Origin of the sequence: Anoxybacillus sp. ST4, from assembly GCF_019448545.1 — a bacterium.
GTDB classification, from domain to species: Bacteria; Bacillota; Bacilli; order Bacillales; family Anoxybacillaceae; genus Anoxybacillus; species Anoxybacillus pushchinoensis.
The window spans coordinates 34,094-53,436 of sequence record NZ_JAHZOE010000004.1 but is presented as its reverse complement, the minus strand read 5'-3'; the positions used below and the strand labels follow the sequence as shown (position 1 = coordinate 53,436).

The window sequence follows — 19,343 nt, the reverse complement described above, 5'->3', positions numbered from 1 at the left end:
AGATGCCCAATGCTAACCTTGTTTTTTTTAACTATTGTGCATCGACGTATATGTTATGCATATATAACAAATACGTGGGTGTACAGTATTCGAGAGTGAGGGATGTGTGTGAAAAAAGTACGAAAAGCGATCATTCCAGCTGCCGGACTCGGCACACGATTTTTACCAGCGACGAAAGCGATGCCGAAAGAAATGCTTCCGATTGTCGATAAACCGACGATTCAATACATCGTCGAAGAAGCGATTGAATCAGGCATTGAAGATATCATTATCGTCACAGGAAAAGGAAAACGCGCAATTGAAGACCATTTCGACCATGCGTTCGAGCTCGAACAAGCTTTACTAAAAAGCAACAAACACGACTTGCTTGAAAAAGTAAAAGAGCCATCGAAAGTTGATATTCATTACATTCGCCAAAAAGAACCGAAAGGACTTGGCCACGCCGTTTGGTGCGCCCGCAAATTTATCGGCGATGAACCGTTTGCGGTGCTGTTAGGCGACGACATCGTCCAAGCCGATACCCCTTGTTTAAAACAGCTCATGAACGAGTTTGAACAAACGCATAGCTCGATCATCGGCGTCAAACAAGTTGCTGACAACGAAACACACCGCTACGGCATCATCGATCCACTTGATAAAAAAGGACGACGCTATCAAGTGAAACAATTCGTCGAAAAGCCAGCGCCAGGCACTGCACCATCGAACTTAGCCATCATGGGTCGGTACATACTCACGCCAGAAATTTTTCTCTTCCTAGACAAACAAGAAACCGGTGCCGGCGGGGAAATTCAACTGACCGATGCGATTCAAAAGCTAAACGAAATTCAACGCGTCTTTGCTTATGAGTTCGAAGGCAAACGGTATGATGTCGGGGAGAAGCTTGGGTTTATCCAGACGACGATTGAGTTTGCGATGCAAGATGAAGAGTTGAAACAACATCTCATTCCGTTTATGGAGAAGATATTGCAAGAAGCGAAAGTGAAGGAATAAAAGTTTAAAGGGGGATGAAGGGAGTTGGCGCAATCAGGCAATGTTGCTAGTATACAAGCCCAACAAAGATATACTCAACAAGTGATTGTTAACGATAAAAAAAGTTATTTAATTGCTAAACGAACAATGGACATTATCGGAGCCATGATCGGATTAATTTCGTTATCTTGGCTCTTTCTTATTGTCGCCGTTCTCATAAAGCTAGAAGACCCAAAAGGTCCAGTGTTTTTTAAACAAATACGAGTTGGAAAAGACGGAAAACAGTTTTATATGTACAAATTTCGCTCGATGGTGACCGATGCGGAAAAGAGATTGAAAGAATTACTGAAGTATAACGAAGTGTCAGGTGCCATGTTTAAAATGAAAAACGACCCACGCGTCACGAAAATAGGGAAATTTATTCGTAAGACAAGCATTGACGAGCTCCCGCAATTATGGAATGTATTAAAAGGGGAAATGAGTTTGGTAGGGCCAAGACCACCGTTGCCAAGGGAAGTAGCGCAATATACGGAATACGATAAGCAAAGACTGCTTGTCACACCAGGGTGTACGGGGTTGTGGCAAGTGAGCGGGAGAAGCAATGTTGGGTTTGAGAAAATGGTGGAGTTGGATTTGCAGTATATTCAAAGCCGATCGGTTCTTTTCGATTTGAAGATTATTTTTAGGACAATATTCTTGCTATTTGGTTCTAAGGATGCGTTTTAATTTCTCTATAAAATTGTATAATAGCAAACTCAATGAGGATGACGAAATATCATGACAGATAGAAAGAAGTTACTAGAGAATTTTTCTGCCTTGGCGATTATGCAACTTTTAAATTATATTCTTCCATTTATTACACTTCCATACCTTGCTAGAGTTTTGGGAGCTGAAAAGTATGGTGTGTATTTATTCTCGCAAGCGTTTGTACAGTATTTTATTATATTAGTTGATTTCGGATTTGACTTATCAGCCACTAGAGAAGTAGCGTTAAATAGAGGAGATATAAGGAAGGTTTCAGAAATTGTGAGTTCTGTTTTAACTGCTAAGATATTTCTAACAATAATATCTCTATTTGTATTAATTTCCTTAATACTTTTCGTTCCCGTTTTCCATGAATATTGGATTATCTATATCCTAACATTTGGTATGATATTTGGAAATGCATGTTTTTCTGCCTTCTTTTATCAAGGTATAGAAAAAATGAAATTTATCACTATTTTAAATGCTAGCGTAAAGCTCTTTTTTACTTTGGCGATATTCTTTTTTGTTCAAGATTCATCTGATCTACCTTTTGTGCCTTTATTGAATTCTATAGGATATTTATTAGCTGGTGGTTTATCGTTGATAATAATGACGAGATTCTTCAAAGTAAATTTAAACCTCCCCTCTAAGTCAGACGTGATTAGTCAAATAAAAAAAAGTGCACAGTTCTTTTGGTCTCGAGTGGCAGTATCTATTTATACTACCAGCAATACATTCATCATAGGTTTAGTTATGGGACCTGTAGCAGCTGGAATTTTTGGATCAGCTGATAAACTATTTAGAGGGGTTATAAGTTTGTATCAGCCATTGAATAATGTTCTCTATCCATATATATCCCATAGCAAAAACATTAAGCTGTATAAGAAGCTCTTCTATTTTTCTATTTTGTTAAATTTTGTGATTGTGCTGATAATCATGTTTTCTTCTGACTTTATTATTACGCTTGTATTTGGGGAAGACTTTATGGAAAGCTCAGACCTATTAAAAATTTTTATGCTTACTGCAGTATTTTTAATGCCTAGTATTTTATTAGGTTATCCTTTACTAGGTGCACTAGGCTATTCCAAAGAGGTAAATAATAGCGTAATTATTGCTTCTTTCATACATATCGCTTTTCTTATTGTTTCAATTCCATTTCTTTCAGTTAAACTTGTAGCACTTTATGTGTTGTTTACTGAGCTATTTGTCTTTATTTACCGAATATATTTTGTGAAAAAATATAATTTGTTGAAAGACGATCTTATTTTTAAGGAGATGTACTAATGAAAAAAGTAATAACATATGGAACATTTGATTTGTTTCATGAAGGACATTATAGATTATTAAAAAGGGCAAAAGAACTTGGTGATTATTTAATAGTAGGTGTAACGACAGAGAATTATGATAAAAGCAGAGGTAAATTAAATGTCCAACAAAGTCTCATAGAAAGAATAGAAAATGTAAGAAAATGTGGATTAGCAGATGAAATAATTATTGAAGAGTATGAAGGTCAAAAAATTGAAGATATACAAAAATACAACATTGATGTTTTTGCTATTGGATCTGATTGGATAGGTAAATTCGATTATTTAAAGAACTATTGTGATGTAGTTTATTTAGAAAGAACTAGAGGAATCTCCAGTACAGAGCTTAGAAATAAATATAATGGCATTGTTCGTCTGGGTTTGGTAGGGAACGGGAGAATAGCAAGAAGATTTGTTAAAGAATCAAAGTATGTTAGTGGAGTTAATATAGAGGGGGTTTTTGGAAGGAAAATATCTTCATTAAGGAAGTTTGTGGAAGAGAATGAGCTGGAATTTTTCTCGACCAATTATGAGGAATTTATAGAAAAAGTGGATGCTGTATATATTGCTACACCTCATCATACTCACTATCAATATGCTAAGGAAGCAATTTTAAGAGGCAAGCATGTTCTTTGTGAAAAACCAATGGTTTTATCAGTCAAAGAGGCGGAAGAATTGTATATTTTGGCGAAAAATAACAATTGTGTATTACTCGAAGCTATCAAAACGGCTTATTCTCCAGGTTTTATAAGGCTTGTTAGTTTGGCGAAAAGTGGAATTATAGGTGAGATAAAAAGTATTGATGCCACATTTACAAAGTTAATTGATGCCGAACATTGTAGAGAACTTGACCCATCTCAAGCGGGAGGGAGTATGACAGAACTAGGTAGCTATCTACTGTTGGCATTTATTAAACTTTTAGGGCGAGATATAAAAGAACTAAGATTTTATTCTTATTTTGATAAAGAAAAAAATGTCGATCTCTTTACGAAATTCAATTTGTTATATCCGGGAGCCATTGCGACTGGAAAAGTAGGTCTAGGTGTTAAATCAGAAGGGGATTTAATAATTTCGGGTACAAAAGGATATATTTATGTTCCGTCTCCTTGGTGGAAAACTGAGTATTTCGAGGTTAGATATGAAGATTCTAATATGAATAAAAAATATTATTATAAGTTTGAAGGTGACGGATTAAGATATGAATTGGCTGAATTTTTGTCATTGATAAACAAGCAAGATCTGCAAAGTTATAAACTTGAAGAGGAAGAATCTATACAAATAATACGAATAATCGAGAAATTTATGTCTAGGGAGAATGTTGTTTATTTGTAGACCACATTTTAATTTATGACTTTTTAGGAATAATTGTAGGTGATAGAGTAGATGGAAATAGGGAGCTTTACAAAATTGATCATCAAATGTGTTAAGTTATTTATTTATAACTTTTCAAAAGTAATACCAAAGCAAAAAAAATTATTTGTTTTTGGGTCTTGGTTTGGGAATAAATTCTCTGATAACTCTAAATATATTTTTTTACATGCATTGAATGATAATGATATTAAGGCTGTTTGGATTACCAAAAGTAAATCTGTGTATAACGAGATGAAAAAGAAGGGGATTAATGAGGTTCTTTTGAGTAACTCAATTGAAGGCATTTGGACTCAACTAAGGGCAAAAGTTTTCTTTACTTCTACAGGGGTATACGATATGAATGAATATTTAATGGGAGGGGCATTACATGTTAATCTTTGGCATGGTTTGCCTTTAAAAAAAATAATGTATGATGACGAAAAAAATCTTCAAAGACTGCCTAAGTATAGTAGTAAAGTACAATTTATTATTGACTTACTAAAAAGTAGAGATAGAGAAAAGGAATTGACAATAGCTACGAGTAAAAAGATTAAGGAAATATATATATCTGCTTTTAAGCAGGATGCTAATCAGATAGAAATATTTGGTCAACCAAGGAACGACATATTTTATCTAGATAATATAGATTATCTAGGTGTAGATCCCAAAATACTATCAGAACTCACTGAATATAAAACGGTAGTTTATATGCCGACACATAGACAAGAAGGAAGAGTAAAGCAAAATCTAAATGAAATTCTTGATCTAGGATTGATTGATGACTATTGTAAGGAAAATAACATTCTGTTTATAATAAAACAACATTTTTATCATGAGAAGCAAAAAGTAGATGTATCTAATTATAACAATATACGATTATATAACAATGTTAATATTGATACTCAAATTTTATTAAAGTATACAGATTTATTAATTACGGATTATTCTAGTTGTTATATTGACTATTTGTTGCTTGATAGACCAATAGTATTTTTTGCATATGATTTTGAGGATTACCAATTAAATGACAGAGAATTATACTTTAATTATGAAGATGTCACTCCAGGAATCAAAGTATATGATAAGAAGAGTCTGTTAAATGCGATAATAGAATCATTTGAAAAGGATAATTATAGTGAGCGAAGGAAAGAAGTATTATCTTTGTTTTATGATGAAAAAGCAAGGCAACCGATTAGTAACGAAATATTAGAATATATTAAAAAGAAAATAAATCTATAAATGCAGATGAGTAAAAATATGTTTTCGATAAATTTTTTCTGTTTCTCTTCATCCGTCTTTGCCAAGGTGTAAGTCGGCTTTGTGTAGCTAAGGCCTAAACGATGAAGAATTTCCTTGTTCCACTAAGGGTATATGTTTGTCCCCATTTTTGTTTGATGAGGTCACTTACAATCGCCATTGTCCAATTGTGTTTTGCTTCAAACCTTACATCAACAAGGGACTAGTGTTCAATCATCTGAGCCAATTCGTGTTCTTGGTGTGGTTCCAATTCGTGTGGAGCACCGGGTGAATATCTCTGAGTGATTGATGATCTTTGGAATGACTTCTTTTGCATAGCTCTGCAAATAGAGATAGAGGGTTTGATAGTGCTCGTACATGCGTTTATTTTTCGTTTGCTTCATTGCAATGGATAGCCTTTCGATTTCGTGGGTGTGACTCATATCGTTCGCTCCGTTCTTCTCGGTTTTCTTCTTTATTCGACACGGAACGAGAGAAAGCCTTTATTTCAATTTATATAGATCCAATTGAAAAATTAAGTTCTGATTTACGCAGCACATCCTAGGCGCCGTAAGACCTCGTCTGGGTGTTTAACAATGTAGTCCATGAAACTTGTCACGGATTGGTCGATATCTGCTTGATCTTTATGAAATACGTTGGCGATCACGTCATCTTTTAGCCATTTCCATAATCATTCAATCGGGTTTAACTGTGAAGAATATGGCGGTAAAAAGATGAAATGAAACGGATTCCTATCTTCATTCAAGAAGGCTCGTACTATTTTGGCATAGTGAATCCGCGCGTTATCAAGTACGAGAACAATGAATTTGTTTGGATATTTCTCTTGTAACATATGCAAAAAGTCCAAAAATGCAGTTGCGTTTGCAGCTGGCACACGATGAAGAACTATCTCTCCTTGTTGAACATCGACTGCATCAAAGATGGACACATGGGCATGATGAGCATGATGACCGTACGTCGGTACTTGCTTTTGACGACCGACTTCCGCCCATGTCGCGCGAAGAACTTGATAGGCACGCACGTGCGTTTCATCGGCGTATAACAGAACGGCATCTTCATCAATTAGTTTTTTTTTATGAATTCCATCTCTTTTTGGAAAGCCTTTTGTTTGTCTGGATTGTCTTTGATCAATGTGCATGTCGGACGAGTCCAAGACAAATACAACCGATGCAACAGCTTCCACATACCTTCGCCAGACATGGGTACGTCATATGTTTTAAAATGGTGCGTGTATTCCAAGAAGAAGCGATGTCCCATCCAAGATCTGCTGGTGTGGAAGTAAGAATCGTTTGCTTCAACTCTTGTTGTTCGTCAGTTAAGAAGCATTCGCGTCCTGATGGTGTTTTGCGCTCAAGCAATCGATCAATCTCCTCTCGTTAAACAATGATACGTAAAAAGCAACAGATTGACGGCATAGATTGACCATTGTTGCGACGTCTTTGCCGAGGTGTCCTTCCAAGATCGTTTGTGATTTTCAGACGTTTCATTTCATCCTCGCTCCTTTTTTGTACGTGTGTTCCTAGGAGCAGTATGGTCAAGATGGGAGACGTTCATACAGAGGGTGATGAGTTAAAGTGTATGTATACAGATCCTTCAATGGGTAAACCTATTGTGACAGAAGGAATATTCAACATTTTATGAATGCCAACAAGATAACATTGTTATACAGTAAGCAGCGCATTGACGAGGATGTTCGACTGAAAGGGAACGCTGTATAGTGGTGGTCGTATTGGGATTAAATTTATTCAACTACAGTTTCTAAAGTTTCTAAGCTGGGATTATATAGAACAAGTGGTGATATTATGTTCCTAAGTATCAATTCCATAAAATTGAAGTTGGTTAAGCTACTTTTGCTACTACTACCTTTTCACTATTTATTCTTTGTGATATTGCTAAATGATCTATCATTCGCCAAGTACTGGAAGGATATAGTTTTTATTTTATTGATATTTGCTCACCTGTTATGTATTAAGAACGTGTTAGAAGCAAAAGTGGACTTAACGTTGGTTACGTTTTTTTTCTTTTTAATAGTGGTGGTCTACCAGTTATTAATCTCTGATATTCCACTAGTGGCTCTCTATCATGCTAGAATTTATATTTTTCCAATAATACTTTATTTTGTTTTAAGGAACACTAGAATAAGTTTGACAAATCTGAAAAGTATAATTAGAGCGATTTTTGTTGTAGCAATACTCGTATCAATATATGGTGTAGTCCAATCTCTATTCTTAAAAAGTGATTTTTTATTAAAGATTGGCTACCCAACTTTATCTAATGGACAGCTTAGTCATGTTTTTTTTCTCTCGGGAATAAGTGGTTTTCAGAGAGCAACGTCAACATTTGTATATCCAAATACATTTGCCTTCTTTTTAGGTTTGGTATTCTTAGTATCATTTTTTAATAAAGAACTAGTATTTTTTAAAAATGATAAAATATACTATTTGGGTAATTTTTTGATTTTAATGGCGTTGTTTCTTACTTTCTCCAGGAGTGTTTTTCTTTCGTTGGCAATCATTTTATTTATTTCGAAGTTAAGAAAAATAAATGAAATATCTACCAAAAGACTATCGATTTTGATGCTTTCAATTTCGTTTTTTGTTCTTTTAACTTTATTGTTTAAGAATGTTGGGATATTTAAAGTTGTTTATGATTACTCTATACGTACTTTTACTTTGCAGGATACATCGGCTGTTGGTCATTTAAATTCTTATACACATTCTTTGGAGATCATGAAAAACAATTGGTTTGGTACAGGATTGGGCTATAATGGTCCAAAAGCGCTAATGAATTTTTCTAACCCTAATTTAACTGAATCCTCGTATTTTCTAATGCAATTTGAAGTAGGAATTATTGGTGCTATATTTTATTTTTTTATTTATCTCTCTATTTTGTTTTATTCCTTTAAAAACAGTAAGAATAATACCCATTGTACAACTAGAAACATAAACCTGACTACCAAGTACCTAATAATTTTCGTATTAACCAGTTATCTCTTCTTACCTTATATACAAGATATCGAAACAATGTTCATATTTTGGGGTTTTTTAGGTATTTTAGATAATCGGTCTAATGGTGTTTATACAAATGCAAATTAACCTTTGGTTTACGAAATACATTCTAGGTGCCTCAATGCTTTATCTGGGTGTTCAAGGATGTAGTCCATACAACGTGTCAAGGAGTGATCGATATCTGTTAGGTCTTGATGAATACGTTGGCGATGATTTCATTTTTTAGCCATATCCATAGTCGTTCAATCGGGTTTAACAGTGGAAATTATTAGTTGCAAAAAGATGAAATGAAACGGGTGACCATTTTCATTCAGGAAGCTTGTACCATTTTTCGTGATGAATCTGTGGGACGATTCCAAGACAAGCTCAGGCGATGCAACAGCTTTCGCTCTCCTTTGTGAGCCATGGATACGCCATATTTTTTATGAATATAAGATTGAGATTGAACGATGCGTGTATTCCAAGATGAAGCGATATTCCATTCAAGAGCCGCTAGTGTGGGGGTAAGAATTGTCTGTTTCAACTCTTGTTGTTGTTCGTCGATTAAGAAGCATTCACGTTCTGTTTATGAGTCACGGGCGAGAGTCGATTATATACATGCACCTTAAAACCATGACTTCTGTATGAACACATTTTTTCATGGCTATACTGCTCCTAAATACTCATGTGTAAAAGGAGCGGAATTGGCATGAAACGTTTGAAAATCACAAATGATCACGGTTGGACACCTCGAACACTTCGGAAACAAGAACGGAAAATCAAAGATGCTTCCCTTCGTGTTCGGGTGACCGCTGTTCGTCTTGTCATGGAAGGTCACCTCGGTAAAGATGTCGCAAAAATGGTCAACGTATGCCGTCAATCGGTTGCCCTCTACGTTGCACGTTTTAATCAAGGTGGGCTCGATTATCTACTCGATCGTCGGTTGCCGCCTGGTCGTGTGCCATTTCTTACGGAAGAACAACAACAAGAAATTAGACAACTCGTGTTAACCACCACACCTGTGGATGCTGGCTGGGGCATCGCTTCGTCATGGAACACGCGCATTTTACAATCTTACATTCAACAAACCTATGGCGTTTCGATGTCACGTGAAGGCATTCGTAAGTTATTGCATCGTCTTCGTTTGTCATGGACACGTCCGACTTACAAGCTAGTCAAAGGAGACGCCAAGCGTCAAGCTGCCTTTCAAAAAGAACTTGAATTTATAAAAAAAAACTAATTACCGAGAATGTCACGCTGTTTTATATGGATGAGACACATGTTCGTGCTTATCAAGCGCTACGTACGACATGGGCAGAAGTAGGAAATCAAAAACAAGTGCCAAGCTACGGTCACCATGACCATGTGTCCATCTTTGGTGCAGTTGATGTTCAACAAGGCGATGTGGTGTTTCATCGTGCATCATCCGCCAATGCCGAAACCTTCCTCGACTTTTTGCGCCGATTGAAAGGGAAATATACGGACCGATTCCTCGTGCTTGTGTTGGACAATGCGCGTATTCATCATGCCAAGATGGTGCAAGCCTTTCTTGATGGCGAGGAAGGCGATGCTTTTCATTTCATCTTTTTGCCACCGTATTCTCCACAGTTAAATCCGATTGAACGGCTGTGGAAGTGGTTGAAAGATGAAGTGATTGCCAACGTTTTTCACAAGGATCAAAACGACATTGCCCAATCCATTACTCGCTTTGAACAGTACGTTCTACAACACCCGGATGAGGTGTTGCGCCGCATCGGGTGTACTGCGTGAACCAGAGGTTAAAATTTTAAATTGGATGTATATAGTATCGACCTGATTTGATGAAGTTCTCTTTTGTTGGGAAATAGTAGGTGCGTGAACGATTATTTTTATGCCTAGGAGGGAGTTGAACACCACTTTTAAGATGGCGAGAGAGGTTAATTTGTGGGTGTTTTTGTGATTGAGGATTAATTTTTCGAGAAATAGAAATTAAGATATGATGATACTAAAGGAGTGTGGGGAATATTTATGATAGACATCATTATTCCAATTTATGATGGTTATCGCGAAACTGTGGAGTGTATTCGTTCTGTGTTGAATGTAGAAACATCAACTGAGTATAGATTGATTATAGTAAATGACAAATCTCCGAATAAAGATATTGGAGATTTTTTATTAGAAATAAAAAATCCTAAGATCATTATTCTAAACAATGAGGAGAACATAGGTTTTGTTGGCTCAGTTAATAAAGGTATACAATTTTCAAATAATGATGTTATATTATTGAATTCTGATACTATAGTGACTGATTATTGGATAGATAAGATGGAAAAAGCTGCTTATTCAGACGAACGAGTGGGTACTGTTACCGCTCTGACAAACAGAGGAACTATTGCTTCTGTACCATATTTTAATCAAGATAACGAGATTCCCGAAGGCTACACAATTGCTTCATTTGGGAAACTGATTGAAGAAATATCGTTGAATCTATATCCTACCATTCCGACGGCGGTAGGACATGCTCTTTTTATAAAGAGAAGAGTAATAGAGGAAGTGGGGTTATTTGACCAAGAAACTTTTGGAATGGGATATGGAGAAGAGGAGGATTTTTCTTGCAGAGTTATAAAAAAAGGATATAAAAATATTCTCTGTGATAACACTTTTGTTTATCATTGGGGAAGCACTTCTTTTGGGGAGAGTAAAAAGAAATATATCCGAGAAAACAAGAAAAGATTAATTAAGAAGTATTGGTGGCACCCAATTAATGTAAAAATATTTCTTTTATTTAATAAAAAGGTAAGAAAGGTTTGTGATAATATACAAAAAGAAATAAAACGAAGAGATGGATGTAGGGTTCCAAATTGAAAAACTGTAGATGAGCATTTTTATTACAATAATTACCATTTATAAAGAGACAAACAGGGTACCTCTTATGCCACGTGTAGCTGTTTTTTGACGGTATCGATAGGAATGTTTTGTTGTGCCGCGTGGTAAATGAACTCAATCAGGCTGTGTCCTTTTTTCTTTCGAAGCAAGTCGAGTCCGATGGAAAAATCGCTTTTTGACTTGACCATACTGTACGCGTAAGCCAGTTGTACCAAAATCCAATATCGTTCAATCGTCCCCGCATTGACGAATGCTGTATTCATCCAGTTTGAGCTGGTCTTTGGATTGGCGAAAGAAGCACTCAATGGACCAACGTTGCACATAGTAGCGCAGGATGTCTTCATCGCTCAACTCCCGATCGGTGCTCAATAAGCAATGGAGGTGTTCGGTGGTCATCGGTTCGCTGGCTTTCCAAACCAACAGCACGACCGCGTCTTCGAGATCTTTGAGTGTCCCTTCATATCGATACACCCGATACGTTTCCTCTCCCATGGTGACGAGATGGGTGCCAGAGGGTTCGATCTATTGGGCAAACTGTTTTGTTGCCTGGATCGCGATGCCTTTCGGATAGAGAATGCGATTGGTCTTGAGCATGGAGATGACGTGAAAGCCTTTTTTCAAACAGGCTTCCACGAGTGTTTTCGATGGATACCATGAGTCCATCAACACATAAACGGGACGGCGAATATCTAAGGCTTGAATCATTTCGATGGCGAGTTGCCCTTTAATGACGCCTGATGCTTTGTCATAAAGCCGAAACGCAAACGGAAAGGCTTGTTTCATCGTGTGAACCATGAGCCAAACGAGCTGATGGCCCCAGACGAACTGATGAGTCGCATGCGAGTAATGGAAGCCGCACCCTTCGATCGCTTGTTTCGCTCGTGACGAAGGCTTCGTTTTTTGTCGTTCGAAAGGAAGATGGGTTCCTCTTCTTGCTTGGTGATTCGTTCGAGATGGCGCAGAATCCACTGCTGTATGATGGTTTCATCCCATGGGCTTTTGGTGAAAAAGTGACCAAGTGTCGACCGATGCTTCGGATGAAAGCTGAGCTGATGAATATCCGTTAGCCTTCCGGCAAATCCTTTAGTGGTGATGGCATCGATGATATAGACGAGATGATCCATCACCGACTTTGAGTAATAGAGTGCCAGCCCCAACATGGATAAAAACCTGTCGATTCCTTGGTGATGTGGTAATCTATTCACGAGACATGAACCTCCTTGTGTGAATGGTTTGGTGACACATCTATTCTAGCCAAGGAGTCTGGTTCATGTCTCCTTTTTGTTTGTCTGTAAATTTATGTTAGCGAATTTGCTCATCTACAGTGAAAAATTAACCTCTGATTTACACAGCACATCCTAGATGCTGAAAGATTTCATCTAGGTGTTAGTGGCAGTCAGAAAATGTACAGTTTGGCAATTAGCGTATGCATCTATTTCTGCATAATTATAACTTGATATGCAGTGGCGGTCATGATAGGCTTCTTTGCCTGCAAAATCATATAGCCTTGCTCCTTTGCGTAGAATCATGACCGTAGAGACTCCATGTCAAGTAACGTGGCCTGTGAGTTAATATTCAATCAAACGTATACTATTATTTGCCATTTGGTACATTTTTTAATTGCCAAAAACACTAGATGCTCAAGAATATAGTCCACAAGATTGTGACAGATTGATCAATATCTGCTTGATCTGTATGAAACACGTTGGCGATCAATTCGTGTAATTTTATCTTTTAACCATTTTCCATAACCATTCAATTAGGTTTAACTGCTGTTGGGAATATGGCGATAAGAAGATGAAAGGGTTTTCTGTCTTTAATTCTAAGAAGGCTCGTACCATGTTTGGCGTAATGGGCTCAGCGTAGTCAAGATGGGAGTTGTTCAGCCGGAGGTTGATGAGTTAAAGTATATGTATATGAATTCAATTTGGAGATATGTGGTGTTATATTATGAGAATTTTACATTACACTTTGGGTCTTCCCCCTTATCGGTCGGGGGGACTTACAAAATACTCTGTTGACCTAATGCTTCAACAGTCAAAATTAGGACATAAGGTTTATTTGCTTTATCCTGGACATTATAATTTTTCTCGTAAGATTACAATCCAAGGAGATAATGAATATCAGGGGATTTCTGTATTTGAATTGGTCAATCCTCTGCCTGTTCCTTTATTAGGTGGAGTAAAAAATCCTGAACTTTTTATGCAAAGAGCTTCTTCCAAAGCTGTGTTTTCTTCTTTTTTAGAAGAAGTAAAACCTGATATTATCCATGTCCACACGCTAATGGGAATTCATAAAGAGTTTTTTGAAGTTGTTGAAGAAAAAAAAATTAAGGTTGTTTTTACAACTCATGACTATTACGGTATTTGTCCAAAAGTGAATTTAATGGATTATAATAATCAAATTTGTATAGATTATAGAGATGGACAAAAATGTGTAATATGCAATACTAATGCTTACAGTTTTCCTTTAATTTATATTATGCAATCGAAAGTGTATAAAACGTTTAAAAATAGCTTCTTAGTGAAGAAATTAAGGGAAAGTAAAAAACAGAAGATAAAGCAACTTAGTGAAAAAAAATCTATAATTTCGGAAGACAAAGTTGATTTAGGTTTAGATGTTCAGTTTCAAAAGTTAAGAGACTATTATTGTAGTATATTAGAATCCATTGACTATTTTCATTTTAACAGTTCTACTACGAAAAAAGTATATGAGAACTATGTGGATATTACAGGGGAAGTAATTCCCATTGCGCATTCTGGTATTAAGGATAATCGTTCATTAAAAAATTATGATGTGCAAAAACCTTTAAAAATTACATTTTTAGGGCCTCTAGAAGAATATAAGGGCTTTTTCTTATTAAGAAAGAGCTTAACCTCATTATTAAAACAAGGAAAAACAAATTGGCATTTAAACGTTTATGGCAATGATTATTGCATTCCTTTAGATGTAGAAAAGGATTTCGTTACGTTTCATGGTCGATATCAATATAAGGATTTATTTAACATCTTTCAGGAAACAGATGTATTAATTATTCCGAGTGTTTGGAAAGAAACATTTGGGTTTATTGGCCTAGAAGCATTATCTTATGGTGTACCTATACTTGTATCAGAGCATGTGGGCTTTAAAGACATTATAAAAGATAAAGAAACAGGAATAATTTTTAAAGCCGATGTAAATGATCTTGCACATTATATAGAAAAGCTTATTGAGGATAGAAACATTCTAAAAAGAATAAATCAAAATATTTGTAATATGGACTTTAAATATGTAATGGACTACCATGTTCATTTAATTCAGTCACTTTATGAAAAAGTAATAGGAGTCAGATAAAATGAAACATGTATTTATTATTGGATCTAAAGGCATTCCAGCCAAATATGGGGGGTTTGAAACGTTTGTAGAATATTTAACGAAAAGGAAGGTAAGTGAGGATATCACTTACCATGTTTCATGTTTAGGGGAAAATAATGATGAATTTTATTATAACAATGCTAGATGTTTTAATGTGAAGGTTCCTAATGTGGGAAGTGCGAAAGCGGTTCTTTATGATTTAATGAGTTTACAGGAATGTATTCGATATATTAAAGAAAAAAATCTAACTAACAGCATTGTCTATATTTTAGCTTGTCGAATTGGTCCATTTTTCTCATTTTATAAGAAACAGCTAGAAAAAATGGGTGTTAAAGTATTTGTCAATCCAGATGGACATGAATGGAAGCGAAGCAAGTGGAATTACTGGATTAAACGTTATTGGAAATTTTCAGAGCGTTTAATGGTTAAACATGCAGACTTATTAGTATGTGATTCGCGAGGGATTGAGTCTTATATTCAGGAAGAGTATAGTCACTATCACCCTAAAACCACATTTATTGCTTATGGAGCGGACGTGAAAGAATCTTTACTTACCGATGATGATCCGAAACTTGTTGAATGGTATCGTAAACATCAGGTAAAGCCGTTTGAATATTATTTAATTGTTGGTCGTTTTGTGCCTGAAAATAATTATGAATTAATGATTCGAGAGTTTATGGCATCTAACTCCAAAAAAGATTTAGTTATTATTTCAAATGTTGAACAAAATGCTTTCTATCAACAATTGCTTGAGCGAACTAAATTTGACCGTGATTCTCGTATTAAATTTGTTGGAACTGTATATGACCAGGAGCTTTTAAAGAAAATTCGAGAACAAGCTTACGGATATTTACATGGTCATGAAGTTGGTGGAACAAATCCATCTCTTTTAGAAGCATTGGCATCAACTAAAATTAATTTGTTATTAGATGTGGTTTTTAATAAAGAAGTTGGTGCTGATGGGGCAGTATACTTTACAAAAGGAAAAGGGGCGTTAAGCCAGTTAATTAATATGACTGATCAATACGATGAAGGACAAATAGAATTATTAGGAACAAAAGCAAAAAATCGCATTATTAGCGAGTATTCATGGGGGAAAATTGTTAATGACTATGAACAATTATTTCTAAATAGTTAATTAAGGGGTTGTTAATAGTGAAAGGTATTGTTTTAGCAGGTGGGAGCGGAACCCGTCTTTATCCTTTAACAAAAGCAGTATCTAAACAATTATTACCTGTGTATGATAAACCAATGATTTATTATCCGTTATCTGTTTTAATGCTAGCAGGTATCCGTGATATTTTGATTATTTCTACTCCTAGTGATACACCACGTTTTCAAGAATTGCTAGGAGATGGTTCAGACTTAGGAATCTCATTATCCTATGCTGTGCAACCTTCGCCAGATGGTCTTGCACAGGCATTTATTATTGGCGAAGAATTTATTGGTAATGATAATGTCGCCCTTATCCTAGGAGACAACCTTTTTTATGGTCACGGTTTGACACATTTGTTACAAAGAGCGGTTGAGCGCAAAACTGGGGCAACGATTTTTGGATATTATGTCAAGGATCCTGAACGTTTTGGTGTTGTGGAGTTTGATGAGAATGGAAAAGTAATTTCTATTGAAGAGAAACCCCAAAATCCTAAGTCCAATTACGCGGTAACTGGGTTGTATTTTTATGATAATCGTGTTGTTGAAATTGCTAAAAGTATTAAACCTTCTGCACGTGGAGAACTAGAGATTACGGATGTGAATAAAAAATATTTGGAACTTGGCGAATTGCATGTTGAAATTTTAGGTCGTGGTTTTTCTTGGTTAGATTCAGGTACACATGAGTCATTGCTTGAAGCTTCGCAATTTATCGAAACAATCGAGAAACGTCAAAGCTTAAAAGTTGCATGCCTTGAAGAAATTGCTTATTTAAAAGGGTATATTTCAAGAGAACAGTTATTGAAGTTAGCTGAGCCGTTAAAGAAAAATCAATATGGTCGATACTTGATAGATATTGCTAACCAGAAAAAACGACCAATCTATTTATAAAATGTTGAGGTGTGCGTCGTGAAAATTTTGGAGACTTCATTGCCTGGTGTTTTGCTTATTGAACCAAAAGTGTTTGGTGATCACCGAGGCTTTTTTATGGAAAGCTACAACAAAAAGCTTTTTGCGGAATACGGGCTTGATTTCGACTTTATTCAAGATAATCACTCGTTATCCCAACAAGCGGGGACGATACGTGGACTTCATTACCAGTTAAACCCGAAGGCGCAAACGAAGTTAGTTCGTGTTACTCGAGGAGCTATTTACGATGTCGTTGTCGATATTCGTAAAGGTTCACCGACATTTGGCAAATGGCAAGGGTTTATTTTAAGCGCGGATAATAAACGGCAATTGCTTGTGCCGAAAGGTTTTGCGCACGGTTTCTGTACATTAGTGGAAAATACAGAGGTACAATATAAAGTGGATGAATACTATTCTCCAGAACATGATCGAGGCATTCTTTGGAATGATCCGGCGTTAGGAATTGACTGGCCGACAGCGAATCCAATTCTTTCTGACAAAGATATGAAACATCCGCTATTAGCAGATGCTGAAATCAACTTTGAGTGGGAGAGATAAATAATGAATCTTTTAATCACAGGCGGAGCGGGTTTTATTGGCAGCAACTTTGTCCGTTACATGCTTGAGAAATATCCAAATTATAAAGTAGTCAATTACGATTTACTCACTTATGCTGGTAACTTGGAAAACTTAAAAGATGTAGAGAATCATCCTAACTATACATTTGTAAAAGGTGATATCAATAACCGTGAGCTAGTCGATTATCTTGTTAAAACACATGAGATTGACGTTATTGTGAACTTTGCGGCTGAGTCGCATGTTGATCGTAGTATTACAGATCCTGATATTTTCGTAAAAACAAATGTATTGGGCACGCAAGCGTTATTGGATGTGGCGAAAGCCAACAATATCAAGAAATATGTGCAAATTTCAACGGATGAAGTGTACGGAACGCTTGGCGAAACGGGATATTTTACAGAAGAGACGCCATTAGCGCCAAATAGCCCTTATTCGGCAAGTAAAGCTGGTGGAGACCTGCTTGTAAGAGCGTATCATGAAACGTATGGACTTAATGTGAATATCACAAGATGTTCCAATAACTATGGGCCGTATCACTTCCCTGAAAAACTCATTCCGTTAATGATCACGAATGCGTTGGAAGGGAAAGAACTTCCGATTTACGGTGACGGCCAAAATATTCGCGACTGGCTGCATGTGAAAGACCATTGTGCGGCAATTGATTTAGTCATTCATAAAGGAGGACCGGGAGAAGTATACAATATCGGCGGGCATAATGAACGGACAAACAATGAAATCGTGCATCTAATCGTCGAAAAACTAGGGGTTTCGAAAGATTTAATTAAATATGTTGCTGATCGTCCAGGGCATGACCGCCGTTATGCAATTGATCCAACGAAAATTATGACAGAGCTTGGCTGGAAGCCGCAATATACCTTTGAAAAGGGTATCGTTGAAACGATTCAATGGTATATCGACAACCAAGAATGGTGGAAAAATATTAAATCCGGTGAATATATGAACTATTATCAAAAACAGTATGGTGACAAGCTATGAAAGTGGTTGTAACAGGTGCAAAAGGTCAGCTTGGTACCGATGTAGTCCATTTACTTGCTGATAGAGGGTATGAAGTTTATGGTTATGGACGAGAAGAGTTAGATATCACAAACTTTGACCAAGTGAAACAGGTCATTACGGAAATTCGTCCTGATGTGGTCATTCATGCGGCTGCCTATACAAAAGTCGATTTAGCAGAATCAGAGCCAGATCAAGCATTTTTAATTAACGCATATGGGACGAGAAATGTTGCTGTCGTATCAGAAGCAGTGGGAGCGAAACTTGTCTATATAAGCACGGATTATGTCTTTGATGGAACGGCTACTACACCATATAATGAATTTGCACCAACAAATCCACTTAGTATATACGGAAAAAGCAAATTAGCCGGGGAACAGTTTGTTCGAGACTTACACTCTAAGTTTTTTATCGTCAGAACTTCTTGGGTGTATGGAAAGCATGGAAATAACTTCGTCAAAACAATGTTAAAGTTAGCGCAAGAACGAGACGAGTTAATGGTAGTTCATGATCAAGTTGGCTGTCCGACATATACAGTCGATTTATCAAATTGTATTTTAGAACTAATTCAAACAGAAAAGTACGGAATTTATCATGTTTCTAATTCGGGACATTGTTCTTGGTATGAATTTGCGAAAGCCATTTTTGAAGAAGCTGGGATAAAAGTTAAGGTAAATCCTTGTACAACAAAAGATTTTCCAAGACCAGCGCCTAGGCCGGTCTATTCGGTTCTTGCGCACATGGCATTAAGAATGAACGGCTTCAGAGAACTGCCTTACTGGCGGGATTCATTGAGGGATTTTTTGAGAAAGCAATAAATTGGAACTCGGGCTTTTTAATCGAGTAGTTTGTACATCAT

The 19,343-nt window shown here is 36.4% G+C and carries 19 protein-coding genes and 3 pseudogenes; 16 read left to right on the top strand and 6 right to left on the bottom strand.

Going from position 1 to position 19,343, the window contains the following annotated elements:
* Positions 1-108: 108 nt before the first annotated feature.
* From galU to K1I44_RS04580, 6 genes and pseudogenes are all read left to right on the top strand, one after another.
* Positions 109-990, top strand: coding sequence for a UTP--glucose-1-phosphate uridylyltransferase GalU (gene galU, locus K1I44_RS04600; protein WP_219985414.1), 882 nt, complete (start codon positions 109-111; stop codon positions 988-990).
* A gap of 24 nt (positions 991-1,014) precedes the next feature.
* Positions 1,015-1,695 (top strand): sugar transferase, encoded by a 681-nt coding sequence (locus K1I44_RS04595; RefSeq protein ID WP_219985413.1) that lies wholly within the window; start codon positions 1,015-1,017, stop codon positions 1,693-1,695.
* A gap of 51 nt (positions 1,696-1,746) precedes the next feature.
* Positions 1,747-2,997 (top strand): flippase, encoded by a 1,251-nt coding sequence (locus K1I44_RS04590; RefSeq protein ID WP_219985412.1) that lies wholly within the window; start codon positions 1,747-1,749, stop codon positions 2,995-2,997.
* A pseudogene (locus K1I44_RS15600) lies at positions 2,997-3,386 on the top strand (FAD synthase family protein); the annotation flags it as partial. The gene K1I44_RS04590 and the pseudogene K1I44_RS15600, both read left to right, overlap by 1 nt.
* Before the next feature lie 12 nt (positions 3,387-3,398).
* Positions 3,399-4,349: a Gfo/Idh/MocA family protein gene (locus K1I44_RS04585; protein WP_255573228.1), complete on the top strand. Its 951-nt coding sequence runs from the start codon at positions 3,399-3,401 to the stop codon at positions 4,347-4,349.
* Positions 4,350-4,400: 51 nt separating this feature from the next.
* Positions 4,401-5,606 carry a CDP-glycerol glycerophosphotransferase family protein gene (locus K1I44_RS04580; RefSeq protein WP_219985410.1) on the top strand — a complete coding sequence of 402 codons (1,206 nt, stop codon included), beginning with the start codon at positions 4,401-4,403 and terminating at the stop codon, positions 5,604-5,606.
* Between the two features lie 14 nt (positions 5,607-5,620).
* On the opposite strand, the pseudogene K1I44_RS15325 reads toward K1I44_RS04580, so the two are convergent.
* The 4 genes and pseudogenes from K1I44_RS15325 to K1I44_RS15590 all read right to left on the bottom strand — a co-directional run.
* A pseudogene (locus K1I44_RS15325) lies at positions 5,621-6,046 on the bottom strand (winged helix-turn-helix domain-containing protein); the annotation flags it as partial.
* A 248-nt stretch (positions 6,047-6,294) separates the two neighbouring features.
* Positions 6,295-6,669, bottom strand: a complete 375-nt coding sequence (locus tag K1I44_RS04570; protein ID WP_219985481.1) for an IS630 family transposase — start codon at positions 6,667-6,669, stop codon at positions 6,295-6,297.
* Between the two features lie 17 nt (positions 6,670-6,686).
* Positions 6,687-6,809, bottom strand: a complete 123-nt coding sequence (locus tag K1I44_RS15595) for a winged helix-turn-helix domain-containing protein (protein WP_255573227.1) — start codon at positions 6,807-6,809, stop codon at positions 6,687-6,689.
* Complete coding sequence (locus K1I44_RS15590) at positions 6,752-6,982, bottom strand: hypothetical protein (protein WP_255573235.1); 231 nt, start codon at positions 6,980-6,982, stop codon at positions 6,752-6,754. The genes K1I44_RS15595 and K1I44_RS15590 overlap by 58 nt, the downstream gene beginning before the upstream one ends.
* A gap of 645 nt (positions 6,983-7,627) precedes the next feature.
* Here K1I44_RS15590 and K1I44_RS04560 point away from each other — a divergent pair.
* Complete coding sequence (locus K1I44_RS04560) at positions 7,628-8,719, top strand: O-antigen ligase family protein (RefSeq protein WP_219985409.1); 1,092 nt, start codon at positions 7,628-7,630, stop codon at positions 8,717-8,719.
* A 223-nt stretch (positions 8,720-8,942) separates the two neighbouring features.
* On the opposite strand, the gene K1I44_RS15585 is transcribed toward K1I44_RS04560, so the two are convergent.
* Positions 8,943-9,155 (bottom strand): winged helix-turn-helix domain-containing protein, encoded by a 213-nt coding sequence (locus K1I44_RS15585; protein ID WP_219985408.1) that lies wholly within the window; start codon positions 9,153-9,155, stop codon positions 8,943-8,945.
* Positions 9,156-9,320: 165 nt separating this feature from the next.
* Between K1I44_RS15585 and K1I44_RS04550 the strand changes: the two genes are divergently transcribed.
* From K1I44_RS04550 to K1I44_RS04540, 3 genes are all read left to right on the top strand, one after another.
* Positions 9,321-9,851, top strand: a complete 531-nt coding sequence (locus K1I44_RS04550) for a helix-turn-helix domain-containing protein (RefSeq protein WP_219985407.1) — start codon at positions 9,321-9,323, stop codon at positions 9,849-9,851.
* 26 nt (positions 9,852-9,877) lie between these two features.
* Positions 9,878-10,381: an IS630 family transposase gene (locus K1I44_RS04545; protein WP_219985406.1), complete on the top strand. Its 504-nt coding sequence runs from the start codon at positions 9,878-9,880 to the stop codon at positions 10,379-10,381.
* A 237-nt stretch (positions 10,382-10,618) separates the two neighbouring features.
* Positions 10,619-11,455, top strand: a complete 837-nt coding sequence (locus tag K1I44_RS04540; RefSeq protein WP_128356943.1) for a glycosyltransferase family 2 protein — start codon at positions 10,619-10,621, stop codon at positions 11,453-11,455.
* 65 nt (positions 11,456-11,520) lie between these two features.
* On the opposite strand, the pseudogene K1I44_RS04535 reads toward K1I44_RS04540, so the two are convergent.
* A pseudogene (locus K1I44_RS04535) lies at positions 11,521-12,734 on the bottom strand (IS701 family transposase).
* 692 nt (positions 12,735-13,426) lie between these two features.
* On the opposite strand from K1I44_RS04535, the gene K1I44_RS04530 reads away from it, so the two are divergent.
* From K1I44_RS04530 to rfbD, 6 genes are read left to right on the top strand one after another with little or no spacing between them, the layout of a single operon-like run.
* Complete coding sequence (locus tag K1I44_RS04530) at positions 13,427-14,809, top strand: glycosyltransferase (protein ID WP_219985405.1); 1,383 nt, start codon at positions 13,427-13,429, stop codon at positions 14,807-14,809.
* 1 nt (position 14,810) lies between these two features.
* Positions 14,811-15,968, top strand: coding sequence for a beta 1-4 rhamnosyltransferase Cps2T (cps2T, locus tag K1I44_RS04525; RefSeq protein WP_219985404.1), 1,158 nt, complete (start codon positions 14,811-14,813; stop codon positions 15,966-15,968).
* Between the two features lie 17 nt (positions 15,969-15,985).
* A complete protein-coding gene (rfbA, locus tag K1I44_RS04520; protein WP_219985403.1) occupies positions 15,986-16,873 on the top strand; it encodes a glucose-1-phosphate thymidylyltransferase RfbA in 888 nt (295 codons plus the stop codon).
* 18 nt (positions 16,874-16,891) lie between these two features.
* Positions 16,892-17,449: a dTDP-4-dehydrorhamnose 3,5-epimerase gene (gene rfbC, locus K1I44_RS04515; protein ID WP_219985402.1), complete on the top strand. Its 558-nt coding sequence runs from the start codon at positions 16,892-16,894 to the stop codon at positions 17,447-17,449.
* 3 nt (positions 17,450-17,452) lie between these two features.
* Entirely contained in the window at positions 17,453-18,466 is a 1,014-nt protein-coding gene (gene rfbB, locus K1I44_RS04510) for a dTDP-glucose 4,6-dehydratase (RefSeq protein ID WP_219985401.1), read from the top strand.
* Positions 18,463-19,302 carry a dTDP-4-dehydrorhamnose reductase gene (gene rfbD / locus K1I44_RS04505; RefSeq protein ID WP_219985400.1) on the top strand — a complete coding sequence of 280 codons (840 nt, stop codon included), beginning with the start codon at positions 18,463-18,465 and terminating at the stop codon, positions 19,300-19,302. Before rfbB ends, rfbD begins: the two co-directional genes overlap by 4 nt.
* Positions 19,303-19,343: the final 41 nt, after the last annotated feature.